Origin of the sequence: Hymenobacter psychrophilus (assembly GCF_900107135.1) — a bacterium.
In the GTDB taxonomy this organism is placed as follows: Bacteria; Bacteroidota; Bacteroidia; order Cytophagales; family Hymenobacteraceae; genus Hymenobacter; species Hymenobacter psychrophilus.
Genome location: NZ_FNOV01000006.1, coordinates 1 through 15,279, shown reverse-complemented (window position 1 = coordinate 15,279; position 15,279 = coordinate 1). Strand labels below are relative to the sequence as shown.

Annotated in this window: 12 protein-coding genes; 6 read left to right on the top strand and 6 right to left on the bottom strand. The window is 58.7% G+C overall.

Annotation, left to right across the window (positions count from 1 at the left end):
• Window positions 1-15: 15 nt before the first annotated feature.
• The 3 genes from BLW21_RS10020 to BLW21_RS10010 all read right to left on the bottom strand — a co-directional run bounded on the left by BLW21_RS10020 (window position 16) and on the right by BLW21_RS10010 (window position 4,164).
• On the bottom strand, window positions 16-1,320 hold the full coding sequence (locus BLW21_RS10020) for a hypothetical protein (protein ID WP_092739582.1): 1,305 nt from the start codon (window positions 1,318-1,320) through the stop codon (window positions 16-18).
• Window positions 1,321-1,323: 3 nt separating this feature from the next.
• A complete protein-coding gene (locus BLW21_RS10015; protein WP_092739580.1) occupies window positions 1,324-1,851 on the bottom strand; it encodes a 3-hydroxyanthranilate 3,4-dioxygenase in 528 nt (175 codons plus the stop codon).
• Between the two features lie 150 nt (window positions 1,852-2,001).
• Entirely contained in the window at window positions 2,002-4,164 is a 2,163-nt protein-coding gene (locus tag BLW21_RS10010) for a DUF6311 domain-containing protein (protein WP_139255158.1), read from the bottom strand.
• 417 nt (window positions 4,165-4,581) lie between these two features.
• On the opposite strand from BLW21_RS10010, the gene BLW21_RS21145 reads away from it, so the two are divergent.
• From BLW21_RS21145 to BLW21_RS09990, 4 genes are all read left to right on the top strand, one after another.
• On the top strand, window positions 4,582-6,168 hold the full coding sequence (locus BLW21_RS21145) for a hypothetical protein (protein WP_139255157.1): 1,587 nt from the start codon (window positions 4,582-4,584) through the stop codon (window positions 6,166-6,168).
• Window positions 6,169-6,203: 35 nt separating this feature from the next.
• The gene (locus BLW21_RS10000; protein ID WP_092739574.1) at window positions 6,204-6,737 is read left to right on the top strand and encodes a carbohydrate binding domain-containing protein; all 534 of its coding nucleotides are present in this window, start codon (window positions 6,204-6,206) and stop codon (window positions 6,735-6,737) included.
• A gap of 175 nt (window positions 6,738-6,912) precedes the next feature.
• Window positions 6,913-7,647: a class I SAM-dependent DNA methyltransferase gene (locus BLW21_RS09995; RefSeq protein WP_092739572.1), complete on the top strand. Its 735-nt coding sequence runs from the start codon at window positions 6,913-6,915 to the stop codon at window positions 7,645-7,647.
• Window positions 7,648-7,676: 29 nt separating this feature from the next.
• Entirely contained in the window at window positions 7,677-8,600 is a 924-nt protein-coding gene (locus tag BLW21_RS09990; protein WP_092739569.1) for a glycosyltransferase family 2 protein, read from the top strand.
• A gap of 6 nt (window positions 8,601-8,606) precedes the next feature.
• Here the strand turns inward: BLW21_RS09990 and BLW21_RS09985 are convergent, their stop codons facing one another.
• Together BLW21_RS09985 and BLW21_RS09980 are read right to left on the bottom strand one after the other, a co-directional pair.
• Entirely contained in the window at window positions 8,607-10,052 is a 1,446-nt protein-coding gene (locus tag BLW21_RS09985) for an energy transducer TonB (RefSeq protein ID WP_139255156.1), read from the bottom strand.
• 225 nt (window positions 10,053-10,277) lie between these two features.
• A complete protein-coding gene (locus tag BLW21_RS09980; RefSeq protein ID WP_092739565.1) occupies window positions 10,278-12,503 on the bottom strand; it encodes a S9 family peptidase in 2,226 nt (741 codons plus the stop codon).
• A 169-nt stretch (window positions 12,504-12,672) separates the two neighbouring features.
• On the opposite strand from BLW21_RS09980, the gene BLW21_RS09975 reads away from it, so the two are divergent.
• Window positions 12,673-13,608, top strand: a complete 936-nt coding sequence (locus BLW21_RS09975) for a hypothetical protein (RefSeq protein WP_092739563.1) — start codon at window positions 12,673-12,675, stop codon at window positions 13,606-13,608.
• A gap of 118 nt (window positions 13,609-13,726) precedes the next feature.
• Here BLW21_RS09975 and BLW21_RS09970 read toward each other — a convergent pair whose 3' ends face one another.
• On the bottom strand, window positions 13,727-14,977 hold the full coding sequence (locus BLW21_RS09970) for an OmpP1/FadL family transporter (protein WP_092739561.1): 1,251 nt from the start codon (window positions 14,975-14,977) through the stop codon (window positions 13,727-13,729).
• A gap of 39 nt (window positions 14,978-15,016) precedes the next feature.
• Here BLW21_RS09970 and BLW21_RS09965 point away from each other — a divergent pair.
• A partial coding sequence (locus BLW21_RS09965) for a transposase (protein WP_139255155.1) occupies window positions 15,017-15,279 on the top strand: 263 nt, incomplete at its 3' end.

Here is a 15,279-nt window from a genome sequence, read left to right as displayed (position 1 = left end):
TTGCAGCTCCAAACGTCAATGCTTGATGGTGAAAAAATTGGCGAAATAGCTTTCGGCGGTGGTTTCGTCCCAGTGCAGCGTGCCCGCGCCAAACTGCCAGGTTTGCAGGCAGCTCAGCAGAATGCCCAGTACCAGCACGCCGCGCAACAGCCCATAGCCGAAGCGGCGGCCCGCCCGCGCCTGGGCCAGCAGGCTGGCCAGCCCCAGGGCCAGCAGCGGATAGAGACTGATAAGCGCCCGCGCCCCAAAGCCGCCACCGTACCACCACTGCTCCCAGCTGAAGGTAACGTACACCACCCCAACCACCGTAACCAGCAGCGGCACCCAAGCCGCGGGCAGTTGCCGCTGCAACGCCCCGCCCAAACTTAGCAGGGCCACGCCCGCCAGCGGCGTGTACAGCAACCAGCCCTTCCGGAAGCTGAACAGGCCATCGAGCAGGTGCGGATGCCGGAAATCGAACGCCTCGCCCTGGTAGGAGTAGAACAGCCAGTGGCCGGTGGTGGCGCGCCAGAACAGCAGCTGCAGGCTCCCGATGGCCAACAGCAGCAGCGCGGCCATGGCCAGCTGCCCGCGGTGCTGCCACCACAGCGCCGGCCGGCTCCGCAGGCTCGCGACGGAGCGCAGGCCCCAGAGCAGCGGCACCAGCACATACAGTATTTCGGTGGGGCGCGTGAGGACGGCCAGGCCCAGAAACAGCCCGATGCCCAGCATAAAGCCCGGCCGGAAGGTTTCGTACCAGCGCACCGTGCAGTAGAGCAGCGCGGCCTGCCACAGAAAAAGCGGCGCGTGGGCCATGGCGGCTTCCAGGCTGGCGTAGCATAGCAGGTTGGTGCCCAGTCCGATAACCGCCAGCGTCCAGGCCGCCACGGAATCCGGAAAAAGGCGGCGCAGCAGCCCGGCCAGCACCAGCAGCCCCAGCAGCGCATGCGCTAGGCCCGCCACCATGGTTATCTGCTGGTAAGGTCGGGTAAAGCCATCCTGGGCGTAACCGGCCCACCCGGCATATAGGTGGGCGCCCCCAAACCACGGCAGGTTGGCCAAAGCCATGCCCAGCGGATATTTGCTGATGGTGCCCCCACTGCCGCCCGGCACCGCCACCAGCCCCATGTTAAATTCTTTGCCTGGCAGGTAGGCCTCGTGGAGCCGGGCCAGCGAATCGGCGCCGGCCAAATCGTGGTAGATAAAGGCCGAGGGCAGGTACACATAATAGCCGCCGGAGTCGTAATCGAACACCTCCAGCGGCTTCCAGCGGCGGTCCTGAAACTGGAGCAGCGTGGCCAGCACCCCCATCAGCAGCAGTACCCAGTAGGAGGCGCGCACGGGCTAGGGCGCCGTGGCCGGAGCCTCCATATAGGTGCCGCACACCGTGCAGGTGCGCAACTCGTCGGAGGCCCAGAAACGGTCCATGATGGGTGGTAGCTGGGCCACGATGTCGGTAATTTCGGCGTACTCCTCGTGCAGCTGGTGGCCGCAGTTCTCGCAGTACCACTGGAAGCCGTCGAGCTCCCCGGCCGTGCGGTAGCGCTCCAGCACCAGGCCCACCGAGCCGGCCGGCCGGCGGGGCGAGTGAGGCACGCCGCCGGGCAGCAGAAACATGCTGCCCGCCTTTATCTCGATATCCACGGGCTGGCCATCCTCAATGATTTTCACCACCATGTCGCCTTCCAGCTGCAGAAACAGCTCCTCGCCCTCGTCCACATGGTAGTCTTTGCGGGCGTTGGGGCCGCCCACCACCATCACGATAAAGTCTTTGTTGTCCTTGAATACCTGCTGGTTGCCCACGGGCGGCCGCAGCAGGTGGCGGTGGGCATCAATCCACTGCTGAAAGTTGAACGGACGGGCGACGGGCATAAGTAATGAGAAGGAAGTGAAATAGCGCATTTTCCATAAAGGTCTTGTACAAGACCTTTATGGAAAACCCAGTGTGAGGTGGGTCGGGTCACGAGTAAAGATAGTGCGGTTCTTTGGCCACTGCGCACAGATAAATTCGTGTGGGGTTAGTCAATGCTGAGCGGGCCGCAACTCGGCATTAGTTGGCAACGGAAAGTTATTGCACACTACACGCGGGCCACTTTGCCAAAATACCTCGGTATCCAAGGGCCGCATCAGCAAATTGTCCACTTGTAACTCCCGGTTGTCAAACCACCCAACCTCTACCCGTGCCGTGTTGGCGGGCAGCCGCACCTGCACCGCAGTTCGTACCCAGCCAGCGTAGATATCGGTGCTGTTGGAGGGGGAGCCCAGCAATTCGGCAATTCGCTGATTCTGCTGATCGAATACGCTCACCTGCATTGTTCCCAGGCCCTCGCGCAGGGTAGCGCGCACCCAAGCCGATATTTCGTAGCGGCCTGTATCACTGGGGGCAGGTCCGTCGTAGATAATCGCCCGGCTGTCCACATTCTCTCGCACCCGTCGGTAAAATGATCCTGCCCCCAATAATTCGTCCCGGCCATCGGTTGTTCGAAACGGCTGGTAAACAACGGATTTGGCAGAGCTGCACCACAGGCCATCGGCGCGGGGCTGAAGCCCCCGGCGGCTCGCAAACTGTAGTTTCGCCTGCTGGGCCGCCCGACCAGGATACAGGCTGTCGACCGGAAGCGAATATACCGTGAAGCCATTGGCGCTGGCCAGCCGTGTTGCCCGGTTTATAAGCGCCTGCTCCATGCCCCGCACGGGAGTGTAGATATCCTCTACCAGTAGTAGAAGGGGCTTGGCGGAAGATAGTAGCTGGCCGTAGGGGTGCGGCAGGAGTTCATCACCAAAAATTGAAGCCAGGGAGAGGGTTTGGCTGACCGAAGCGCGGGCCATCCAAGTGGCAGCCAGCGGCAGGCCCAGGTTGTAGGAAGCGCGGCACATTTCATAGCTCATGTTGCCGGGCGGAGGCACAATGCCTATTTTGTCGGTGCCGATGAGCAGCGTCGAAATCGGCAGGATGGCTTGGAAATCGGCCGGCCCGCGCCAGGTTTTGGCCAGCAGCGTGCGGTAGTTGTTTTCTTCGCTGATAAAGGTGTCAGCGGCCGGGTAGCTCAGAATGGCTCCCCGCTGATTGATGGCGTTGGTATAGGCTTCGTAGCTCCATATTTCCACGGCTAGCAGTAAAACGCAGGCCCCCAGCCATTCCCGGTTCTTAACCCGGGCGTAGCTATAAAACTGCTGCAGCAGATAAACGCTAAACAGGCCGATAACATAATAGTAAGGCCAGGCCAGCCTTCCCAGCGCCCGGAATTGCCGGAGCGGGCCGGCCACATCTAACAACCACCCAAAGCCAGGCAAAATAAACGGCAGGCCCATGGCCAGCAGTAGCGTGAGCACTGCGGCCCCCAATAACAGCCGGAAGGGCCGCGAAACCGGCGGCTGCCGTAGTAACTGCCAGCGTCGTTGAACAAGCCAAATGCCCAGGCTAACAACGATAATGCCGGTAGCCACAGCGCCCACCAGCCCGACGTAGCTCGCGCCCTCCCAGGCCGCTTCCCGGTAAGGAAAATAGGTTTGTAGCCAGGCATGCCAAGGCCCCAGCACGGGCAGGAAAATGCTGCTTGGGTCGGCGGTGTAGTCGAGGAAACCATAGGGCCGCACGGGCCGGTCGGTAACCGGGTCGGTGAGGGCGAGCCAACCCCGAAACAGCACCAGCGGTAGCAGGCCGGTTACCAGCAAATACAGCAACTGCCGGCGTTCGACGGGCTTTTGGAGCGGGCGCTCCTGAACAAGGAGCCAGAAGGCGCTGCCCAGCGTAAGGCCAGCGGCCACCAGTAGAAAATACGTGTGCAACAGCCCCGCGAAGAGGGCCACCGCCATGATTACCACGTACCACCGCCGGGGCGGGGTAGAGGTTGCCAGAACGCGAACCATCGCGTATAGCAGCACGGCCACCACCAGCATGCTATACAGCCCCTGATGGGTGTACAGCCTTTCGTGCTGGGGCGACAAAAACGTAATCAGTAATCCGCCGGCTACCGCCAGCCAATCCACTATGCCTAGCCGCCGGAGCGTGGCATACAACACGATGGGAGTAAACAGCAGGCTGCCCAGCAGAAACAGGTTGAGCGCGGCCAACGCGGCGGCGGGCGAAACGGTTACAACATGCTCGTTGAGCCAGCCTAATGGCAGCGCGAGGGCGGGCAGCGTATTGTAATAATTAAGGTGGCCGGTCCAGGGGTAATTCATACCGCTGAACTGCAAATGGCCTCCCACATGGCGAATCTGGTACAGATACGCATAAAGGCTTTCAATTCCATCGCCTTCATTCTGCAACAGTCGCCCGGCAGGATTCAGGAGTACCTCGCCCCACAGCCCTAGGCACAACAGGGCACTAAGCACCCCAACAAGCAGTAATCCGCCAACAGTACTTCGTCCTGAAGCTTTAGCAAATGAAGACATTATAGATTTCTCTCGATTCAGGGTACGTCGCCAGCCTACCGGCAGCCGGCCGGCAAAGCTAAAGAGATGCTTGCGAAAGCTGGTTGGCCCTGTCTGGTGCTTGGGCCGGCCAGCTCAAGGAATAATAAGGGGTGATTCTCTGCTGAAAAGCCACTACTTTTGACCAAACACTGTCTTGGGCAGTCAATATGGCCCTGCTTTCATATGCTGAATACCGCGCTCCTAAAGCATAGCCACCGGTTATGGAATGCCCCTTATCTAGCGTCAATTATTATTTTTATCGGAATTTCTATTTTATTCTATGCCTCCTCGATAACGCTATTGCCACGCGGAATTCATGAGTGGGCTCAGGCCGACCGTTTGTCCTTGGCCTTAAGCTTCTATGATTTTGGACTTGATTTTTTTCATCCCCGAACATTCAGCCTGCTTTCAATTGACGGGATAACTGGGGTGGAATTTCCCCTGCAGGCATATTTAGCAGCTTTGCTAGGTCATTTGGTTGGCCGGCAATACATCCACGTTATTTTTCGCCTTATTACTATCGGTTTCTCGATAGTTGGATATTACTATTTATTTAAAATAGTATTTGAGCATACGGATAATTTTCTATCTTCATTAGTTCCGTCTTTTTTTCTGTTATTGTCACCAATATTCGTTTATTATACCGGTAATTATATCCCTGACACAGCAAGTGTTTCACTTGTTTTCGTAGGTATTTATTTCGTTCAGCATTATTTGTTTGTTAAAAGAAAATTTAAATATGTGCTGATTGCAATAGTTATTCTAGGTCTGGCTTCTCTTATTAAAGCGTCTAGCATTATTTATCTGGGAAGTGTAACAGCCACTTTGCTATTAGCAAGCTACTTTAATAACGATTTCCTGAATCTAAAACAGAAGATAGTATTTCTATTAAGTGTTGGAGCTTCATTCGGTATTATTGGGGTGTATATAATCTACACGAAGTATATCAATCAAAAATATCAGTCTCTAGCTTTTTTAGCAGAGCAACGCCCTATTCTGGATAAAGAAATGAGGGCGTATATCTGGGAAAGAATCGATACTATATGGCGATACGAATACTTTTCTGGTGTAGCATACAAGTTTTTTGAAATAGCTTTACTAATTGTATTTTTATACGCTCTTTATAAGATAAAGCGCATCGGTGAGTATTATTATATTGTAGTATTCTTAGTGATTTCACTAATAGGGGGTAAGCTGTTCTTTGAAAGAATGGGTAGCCAATTTATCGACCATGATTATTATGTTATCGCGCCCTACATGCCTTTGGTAATTACAGTTGTAGTGCTGGCCGTTGTTGTGTTAAACGTTTATTTGGTGAAGGTTAACTACCTGTCGCTAATATGGGTGCCCCTGCTTGCGCTATTCGGAATTACTGGTTATACTGAATATCAGGCGAGAATAACTGACCCGTATAAATCATTTAGTGAATATTATCGATATAAGTGGATGGAGGGTGGGGCACTAAGCTTAGCCAAGCAGGGCATTGCAAAGGACTCTCGGATATTAGTGTTAGGGGAGGCTTCACCTAACTTGAGTTTAATATATTTTGACCGACGCGGTATAGTCTGGAACCAAGAGGCATCAGATGTATCAGTAGTTGATATTCAGAAGAAAATGGCTGCTTACGGCTTGGGTTATCTGATTATGAGTAAAGCGCATTTCATTGATTTTCTTGCTGTACACAAACAGTATGTGGCCGATAGTAGAATCGTAGTATCTACACCTAACTTTGTCGTTTTACAGCCTGACCTTACCAACGTGCATTGGTAACGGTAAATTCTTCTACTCACTCATAAGTTGTATCCATGAAAAAAATTCTTGGCATTCTTTCGCTCGCAGGTATGCTCACCGCTTGCGGCGAAAATTCTACTCAGAAAACAGAGGAGGGCGTTATCGTTCAGAATGATTTTGATTCCCTGCAAGGTTGGATTCCGGAGACCCCTTCACTCAACCGCGAACAAGCCCATTCGGGTACTCATTCGATTAAAGTAGGTCCGGGAGTAGAATACGGGCTTACTTTCTCCAGCCTGCTCGGCACTTTGAGTGGTACGAAAATGCACAAGGTGACTATTAATGGTTGGGTGTATCTGCCTAAAATTAATAATTCGGCCTCCTTGGTATTTCAAATCACCGACCCCAAACAAAACGATGATAAGATTATTTGGGAGCCCATCAAATTAGCCAGCGTTGTGGAGAAATCTGGTCAATGGCAGAAGTTTACAAAAGAAATAACACTGCCCGAAAACGTAAGCTACGACCACAAAATGTCCGTTTACCTGTGGGCAAACAACGCGGGCGAGCCGGCTTATCTTGACGACCTGAAAATCGTTGCTGAGTAGCAGCTCTGAGCCATCAGGCGCTGGCTCAGAGTTGCCTGATTACAGGATAATGAAGAAAAGCTTTGCTGCCTAAGCAGTTACTGCCTTCTTCTCTTGGGGCCTATCTTTGCCGAAGTACTAGGACTAACGGCAGACCAGCCGTCAATTCTGCCATATTTCCCCTGAATACTTCCTAATGGACAAGCAATACGAAGCCCAGTACCACAGCCTGGAAGAGCAGAACTGGTGGTTTGCGGGCCGCCGCCACATGGTATGGGAGCTGATTGCGCAGTTGCAGCTGCCGCGTTCGGCCGCGGTGCTGGAAATTGGCTGCTCGGGCGGGCCGCTGCTGCGGCAGTTGCGCGAAGCAGGCTACGCGCAGGTAACGGGAATTGATGTGAGCGAGCCGGCCATTGCGCTGGCCCAGGAGCGGGGCCTGCCCGACGTGCACGTCATGGACGGGGCCCGCCTCGACTTCCCCGACCAGTCCTTCGACCTGGTAATTGCCTCCGATGTGCTCGAGCACATTGCCGATGAGCACGCGGCGCTGAAGGAGTGGCGGCGGGTGCTGCGACCCGGCGGGCAGCTGCTGGTGTTCGTGCCGGCCCATGCCTACCTCTGGAGCCAGCACGATGTGGTGAACCACCACTTCCGCCGCTACTCGCGCCGCCACCTGCGCGAGGCCCTGCAAACCAACGGTTTCCGGGTACAGCACCTGAGCTTCTGGAACAATCTGCTCTACTTCCCTACGGCCGCCGTGCGGCTGTTGCAGCGCGTGTTGCCCCCCCGCCCCCAGGGCGACCTGCTGACGCTGCCGCCCACCACCAACAACCTGCTGCTGAACCTGCTGAAGCTGGAAAACCGGCTCAGTAAAAAACTGCCGGTGCCGTTTGGGGTCAGTGTATTTGCCAGCGCCACGGCAGCAGAATAGGGTCTATCATTCCATCATCTTCTCCCGCCGTGGATCTGTCCGTTATCATCCCCATCTACAACGAGGAAGCCAACATTGGAGCGCTATACGAGCGCCTGTGTGGGGTGCTCGACCCGATGGCGCTGCCCGGCGGCTACGAGTTTATCTTCATCAACGACGGCTCGCGCGATGAGTCGCTGGCCCTGATCCGGCTGTTGGCCGCCCGCGACGAGCGGGTGCATTATGTGGATTTCAGCCGCAACTTCGGTCACCAGATTGCCGTGACGGCCGGCCTCGACCGGACGAAAGGTGAGGCCGTGGTGATTATTGATGCCGACCTGCAGGACCCGCCCGAGCTGATTCCGGCGCTGTATCAGAAGCTGCGCGAGGGTTTCGAGGTGGTGTACGCCAAGCGCCGGAGCCGCCAGGGGGAAAGTGTGGCCAAAAAGGTAACAGCCAAGCTATTCTACCGGCTGCTGGTCAGTATTACCAGTATTTCCATTCCCGTCGATACGGGCGACTTCCGGGTGGTGTCGCGCAAGGTGGTGGAGGCGTTGCGCCAAATGCCGGAGCAGAACAAGTTTATCCGCGGCCAGATTTCGTGGATTGGCTACCGCCAGACCTACCTGGAGTACGACCGGGCCGAGCGGGCCGGCGGGGCCACCGGCTACACCTACCGCAAAATGCTGCGGCTGGCCCTCGATGGTATTACGGCCTTCTCCGATGTGCCCCTGAAAATGGCCACCGTTAGCGGCTTCCTGGTATCAGGCCTTGCCTTTATTGTGATGCTCTACACGCTCTACGCCCGCCTCGTCAGCCACGACTACCAGCCCGGCTGGGCCTCGCTGATGGTGAGCATCCTGTTCCTGGGCGGCGTGCAGCTGATTGCAGTGGGTATTATCGGCGAGTATATTTCGCGCCTCTCGGCCAACGTCCGCCAGCGGCCCCTCTACATTGTGTCGGAAGAAAGCTGAACCCCCTTAGTTCAGCTTCGACAGTGCAGTTTCCAGCTCGGCCAGCGTGGTTTCCTGGAAGCGTAGCGTATCCGGCGGGGCCCCGGCGGGGGTGGGCTGGCGGGCCAGGAAGGGGGCTCCATTTTCGTAGCGCAGGCCCACTACGGTGGCACCCGTCGGGGCGTTCATAAACTGATAGCCGCCCTGCTGCGGTGCTGCGGCCAGCACCACCCGGCGACCCGGCACCAGCAGGCGCACGGCCGTTTCGGCGTTGGCCACGAAGGCGGGCACAAACAGTGGGGCCGCTTTGCCTACCCAGGCCCGGCCGGCCGCCAGCCAGCCCAGTCGGCTGGGCTGCAGGGAATTGGGTGCCGCGGCCAGGCCGCTGTCTTCCTCGGTTTCATCGACGTCGGCTACTTCGATTGGGGCGGCAGGCTCGGGGGCATCGGGGGCAGTGGCCTGGCCGGGCTGGAATTTGAAACGGATGGGCAGCATCATCTTCACCTTCACGAAGCGGCCGTCCTGCTGGCCGGGCGTCCAGCGGCCCGAGGTCTGGCGCAGCACCCGCAGCACTTCCTCGTCGCAGCCGTTGCCCAGGCCCCGCAGGATGCGCGGCTGCTGGATGCGCCCGCTTTCATCGACCACAAACGAGGCGAAAACCACCCCTTCGGTCTGGTTTTCCTGGGCCTGGCGGGGGTAACGGATCAGCTTGTTGAAATCGGCTATATCCTGGCCGTAGCGGGGCATGCGCTGAGCCGTGGTGAGCACTTGGCTGGCGGCAGGGGCCGCCTCACCGGCGGCCCAGCGCACTACGCCATCGGGGCCGCCCTGGCCATAGAACAGCGGGGTTTCGCGGGTGCGGCCCTTCAGCTCCAACTGAAAATTGCGGCCCGTGGCTAGCGCCAGCGGCCGGCCCTGGGCCGAGGCGCGCACCAGCACGGCGCCGCTCAGTTCCAGCGGCCGCCCCGATTCGGTTTCGGTCAGTAAATTCGACAGTAGCATAGAAGGGCCCGAGTAGCACTCCTTCAGCTCCACCCACACGGTTCCGGTTACCGGCTGCTGGCGGGCATCAACCAGCGCCCCGGCCGGAAACCGCACTACCGTTCCCTCCTGGCCTCGCACCTCGGCAGCCTTGGTGGGGTCAATCTTAAAATACTCGCTGGGGCGCAGCGTCAGGTCCTGCAGGCGCGGCTCGGCGGGCGGGGGCGGGGTTTCGTCCTGGGGCGGGCGCGAGCTGCGGTACACCACCAGCGGGGCCCGTCGCGCCGTAGGCCGCTCTACCCGGTGCCAATCGCGCTTCATAGGCGTAGCGGCCAGGGGCGTGTCAAGCGAGTCGTAGTTCAGCGAGTCGGCGAGGGCTGGGGCCGTAGCAGGCCCGGCGGGCGTTTCGGCCGGCTGCTCCGGCTGGCAGGCCAGCAGGCCAGTACCCAGCAATGGCAATAAGAAAAAGCAGCGTAGAAAGCGAAATGACATGGACAGGCGTACGCGGCAAAAAGCGGAAGGTGGCCGAAATTCGCATTTTTCCGGCATAGTTTGTAGCTAACCCAGATTTAAATTACTGTTGGTGCGCTGCTTCCCCGCCCTAAAAGCAATACCCCGACGCCGGCCACCGGTTCGCTAAACGAGGCCTTGGGGCTGTTGAGCGAACCGACGGTCGGCGCCGGGGTATTGGCTTATTTAGCTCTGCTACAGGTGCTGCTACAGGTTCTGCAGCACGAAGTTGGTCATCTGCCGATACAGGTGCAGGCGGGTGTTGCCCCCATAAATGCCGTGGTTGCGGTTGGGGTAGTACAGCGTCTGGAAGTCCTTGTCGGCCCGTACCATGGCATCAACAAAAGCTACCGAGTTCTGGAAATGCACGTTGTCGTCGCCGGTGCCGTGCACCAGCAGCAGCTTGCCCTTCAGCTGGTCGGCAAACTTCACGGGCGAGTTTTCGTCGTAGCCGCCGGGGTTTTCCTGGGGCGTTTTCAAAAAACGCTCGGTGTACACCGAGTCGTAGTAGCGCCAGTTGGTCACCGGGGCCACCGAAATGCCCATCTTGAACACGTCGGCGTTCTTGGTCAGGGCCAGTGCCGTCATGTAGCCCCCGAAGCTCCAGCCCCAGATGCCCACGCGGGTTTTATCCACGTAGGGCAGCGTGGCGAAGTAGCGGGCCGCGGCGGCCTGGTCCTGGGTTTCGAGCTTGCCCAGGTTGGCGTAGGTACTCTTCTTGAAAGCCGAGCCCCGCGCGCCCGTGCCGCGGTTGTCCACGCTCACGATGATGTAGCCCTTTTCGGCCAGCAGCTGGTGCCAGAGGTAGTTGGTGAAGGCAATGCCCCCGCCGGCGTCGTCCTTCACGGTCTGCGAGCCGGGTCCGCCGTACACGTACATCAGCACGGGGTACTTTTTGGCCGGGTCGAAGTTGGCCGGCTTGAGCACCGAGGCGTTCAGCTCCACGCCCTCGGCCGTCTTGAAGTTCAGGAACTCCAGCTTGCCCAGGTTGTACTGCGCGAGCTTCTGGCGCAGGGCGGCGTTGTCTTCCAGCACCTTCACCAGCTTGCCGTCCTGGCCGTTGCGCAGGCTAACCACCGAGGGCGAACCGGCCTCCGAGTGGTAGTTGAGGTAGTATTTGGTGTCGGGGCTCAGGTTCACCGATTCGTTGCCGCCCCCGGTTTCACCCAGGCGGGTTTTGTTCTTGCCCTTCAGGTTGATGCGGTACAGATGGCGCTGCAGCGGCGACTCCTCGGTGCTCGTGAAGTACACCTCGCCCTTCTGCTCATTAAAACCCTCAATGCTGGCAATTTCCCAGTTGCCCTTGGTGAGCTGGCGGGCCAGCTTGCCGTTCATGTCATACAGATACAGGTGACGGTAGCCGTCTTTTTCGCTCGTGAACAGGAACTGCTTGCCGCCTTCGAGGTAGCGCAAATCGTCGTTCACTTCCACGTAGGCCGCGTCGGTATCGGTCAGCACCACGCTGGTTTTGCCGGTGCGGGCGTCGGCGTGCAGGATTTCGAGCTGGTTCTGCAGCCGGTTCATGCGCCGGATGCTGAGCAGGTTGGGCGTTTTGGTCCAGATGATACGCGGAATGTACTGGTCGGCCTCCGGGCCCACGTCCATCTTCACGGTCTGGGCGCCGGCCACATCGTACACCGAAATGCCCACGGTCGAGTTCTTCTCGCCGGCCTTGGGGTACTTGAACTTGTTGTCCTGCGGATACAGCGGCCCCCATTCCTGCATGTTGTACTCAGGCACCGCGCTTTCATCGAAGCGGTAAAACGCCACCTGCCGCGAATCGGGCGACCATTGGAAGCCCTGGGCAAACTCAAATTCTTCCTCGTACACCCAGTCGGTGCCGCCGTTGATGATTTTGTTCATCTGCCCGTCGGTGGTCACGGCGGTTTCGCGCATAGTGGCCAGCTCGGTCACGAACAGGTTGTTGTCGCGCACGAAGGCCACGCGCTTGCCGTCGGGCGAAAACGTGGCGTACAGCTGCTTGCCCTCGCCCGCGCTCAGCGGCACGAGTTGCTTGGCGGCACGGTCGTACACAAAGAAGTACGACTTGCTGCTGCGCCGGTAAATCGATTCGGTGGCGGTACTGAACAGGATTTTGGTTTCGTCGGCGTTGAAGCTGTAGCCGTCCACGGGCAGGGCCTGGGTCTGGCCGGGCAGCTTCAGGTCGGCCGCCGCCACCATGGTCTGCACGGGCTGGCCGGTCGTCACATCGTTCTGCACCAGATTGCCCTTATCCAGCGACGAATAATAGCGGCCGTCCTTCATCCAGTTGAAGCCGGCCACCGATTTGGCGGCGAACGTGCCCTTCTGCCAGATGTCTTCGAGGGTGATATTCTGCTTTTGCTGGGCGTAGGCCGCCGGGGCAGTGGCGGGCAGCAGCACGGGGCTGGCGGCGTTCAGCAGCAGGGCCAAGCCCAGAAATCGTAGGTTCATGCAGGTAAAATAAAATGTCAGTCAGTTTCTGGCGTTAAGGTAGCCAATGCGGGCCGCAAGGTTGCACCCGGCGTATCTTTGCGGGCCGTTGGCTTGCGTGCTTTTAGTTGACAACTAGTAGCCTTCTGCCCATTATCCTGACCGTTGTCAGCTAACATCTCCAAAAACTATGCGTTTTCGCTCGATACTTCTGCTGGCCCTGCCGGCGCTGGCCGCGGCCTGCGAGCCGGCCCTGGAAGCCGGCCCACGGGTGCAGTTCGTGGGCGACTCGCGCCTCACGACTACCGCCCGCCGCCTTAGCACGCCCGCCGACACCGTAACCACCCGCCTGTATGCGCAGGCCGACGGCGACACCCCGCTGAAGCACCTCATCATCAAGGTAAACTACGAACCCAAGCCCGCACCGGTGCTATACTCCGAGTTTACGGGTGGAAAGCTGCCGGCTGAAGAAATCGTTTACCTGGATTCCACGGGTTTTTCGCTTAGTGAGTTGGTTTTCCAGAGCACGCAGCCTACCCGCAGCACGGCTGGCGCCGAAACCTGGCGCTACGAGGTATCAGATGCCCAGGGCCGTACAGGTGCCCGCAGCCTGCGCCTGTATCTGCCCCGGGCCGACTCGCTGGCAGTGTACCATAGCTACACCGTTACACTCGATGGCCCGCGCGCGCAGGTGCCCGATACGCGCCGGTTTCTGGCCCTGCGGGAGGGCCTGGCCCTGCCCGGCTTTTCGGTGCGCCCCAACCTACCCGCCAACCAGCAGCGCATCGATCTGGTTTACCGGCTCGACAAAACCACTACCGCTCCCATTCTCTCGGTGCCCGCCGACGATTCGCTGAAGCTCGGCTGGCTCCAGCGTCGGGCCACTCAAATCCGTAGCACTGCCCTCGATAGCGTGGCCTTCCAGAGCGCCAGTACCTCTGCGCTACTGCGCTCGGCCTTTGATAATGGCGCGGCCTTCGCCCGGCCCGTCACTACCGGGCCATTGCGCCGGGGGCAGGTGCTGGCTTTCCTCACGCCCGAGGGCAAAGCCGGTCTGCTGCGCGTGCAGCGCATTGGCACCAACAACAGAAGGCAGCTGGTAGTCCAGGTGCGGGTCGGTAAGTAGCAAGTAGTCCTTCGGCGGCGGCTTAATCCCTCGAAAGCCCGGCTTTCGCAACGGAAACCGGGCTTTCGAGGGATTAAGCCGCCGCCAAAGGGCCGGAAGCTGAGGGCCGAACGGCAACCTAGAACAGGAAGCCGGCCGTAGCGGTAAAGTTGAACTGCTTGTCGGCCACTTCTACCACGGGCGTGTCAACTGCAGAAGGGCGGCCGTCGGTGCCGTAGATGGTATAGGGAGTGTAGAGCGTGTTGCCTTTACCATACACGCCGGCCACATCCACGAAGAAATTATTCTGCCGCACGCCCACGCCTCCGGTCAGGTATTTACGGCTCTGGTCGTAGTTGCTGTTTTGGTATGGGTCGCCGTAGTAGGCAAAGCCCAGCCGCGCCCGGAAAACATCAAACCGCGCCTCGCCACCCACCCGCAGGTTTACGGCACTTTGCTGCAGCGCTTTGATATCGTCGTTGTCGAAGCTGAAATCGTAGCGGTTGTTGTTGTAGTTGCTGATGCGCGACGAAGAGTAATCCAGGTATTCCACGTCGCCACTCAAAAAGCCATACTTGCCAATGACCACCGCCACGCCGCCGGTTGCTTTAAAGGGCGTGGTCAGGGCGTACTGAACTAGGTTAGGGTCGGCGGCCGAGCGGGGCGACCGATACGACTGGCCCTCCACTACAACCGGCCGGTTAAATTGGGCCTGGAGCGAACTGTTGTATGTTTCGTTGAATTGAATGTACGTCGGCGTCTGGATCGAAGCACCAATGCGCACGGCATCAATGGGCCGGTAAATCAGGCCCAGCCGCAGGTTGACGCCGCCACCGGTAGTTCTGATGTCATCGCGTAATGTCAGCGACTCGAAGGCACTGGCCGGGTCGTTGGGGTTCACGGCAGAGGCCGTCAGTATGTTCTCGCTATTGTAGCGCACGCTGGTAATCCCCACACCGGCCCCAATGTATAATTTGTCGAGGTAACTGGCGCCGTACGCCAGATCGAACTGTGTAGTAGAGCCACTGGTGCGGATACTTTCACCTTGATCGAGAGCGCCGGTGTCAAAGAAATCAGCCGGAACATAGGTGCCTTCGTCGTCGCGCTCGGTCAGGTACGTGTCGTAGGCGAGGTCGTCGAGGGTTGTGTTCTGGTCTTGGCCCAAGCGCTGAAAAATGTTCTGGTTACGTGCCGGCCGGCCGCTGTAGCGCAGGTTCTGGTTGTAGTTGGCGGTACGCGTTATGCCCAGTCCGAACGAGCCCGCCCGCCATGCGCTGCCGTCGCCATCGGGCCGCCGCCGGGTTAGTACCAAGCCCGCGCTGGCGATGTTCAGATTGCTACGCGAGTCGGTGGCCGTATTGCCAAACGCCTTTGCATCGGAATCGAGCAAACTAGAGCCTGTTATGAACTGGTGGCGTAATTTGGGGGTATGGCACAGCGAAGTAGTTACCCCAGCGACGTGACGGATGACGAATGGACATTTGTGGCGCCCTATCTGGCCCTGGTGTGTGAGGACGCGCCGCAACGGCAGCACGCGCTCCGGGCCGTGTTCAACGCCCTACGCTACCTGGTTAAAACGGGCTGCGGCTGGCGCTATCTGCCCCACGACCTGCCGCCCTGGCCGGCGGTCTACCAGCAATGGGCACGCTGGCGCGATAACCGCTGTTTTGAGCATATGATGGCCGATTTGCG

Excerpts from the sequence above, each read along its gene's own strand:
- BLW21_RS10010 (WP_139255158.1), bottom strand. The coding sequence starts at position 4,164 with ATGAATTACCCCTGGACCGGCCACCTTAATTATTACAATACGCTGCCC.
- BLW21_RS09985 (WP_139255156.1), bottom strand. The coding sequence starts at position 10,052 with ATGTCATTTCGCTTTCTACGCTGCTTTTTCTTATTGCCATTGCTGGGT.
- BLW21_RS10015 (WP_092739580.1), bottom strand. The coding sequence starts at position 1,851 with ATGCCCGTCGCCCGTCCGTTCAACTTTCAGCAGTGGATTGATGCCCAC.
- BLW21_RS09980 (WP_092739565.1), bottom strand. The coding sequence starts at position 12,503 with ATGAACCTACGATTTCTGGGCTTGGCCCTGCTGCTGAACGCCGCCAGC.
- BLW21_RS10000 (WP_092739574.1), top strand. The coding sequence starts at position 6,204 with ATGAAAAAAATTCTTGGCATTCTTTCGCTCGCAGGTATGCTCACCGCT.
- BLW21_RS09995 (WP_092739572.1), top strand. The coding sequence starts at position 6,913 with ATGGACAAGCAATACGAAGCCCAGTACCACAGCCTGGAAGAGCAGAAC.
- BLW21_RS21145 (WP_139255157.1), top strand. The coding sequence starts at position 4,582 with ATGCTGAATACCGCGCTCCTAAAGCATAGCCACCGGTTATGGAATGCC.
- BLW21_RS09975 (WP_092739563.1), top strand. The coding sequence starts at position 12,673 with ATGCGTTTTCGCTCGATACTTCTGCTGGCCCTGCCGGCGCTGGCCGCG.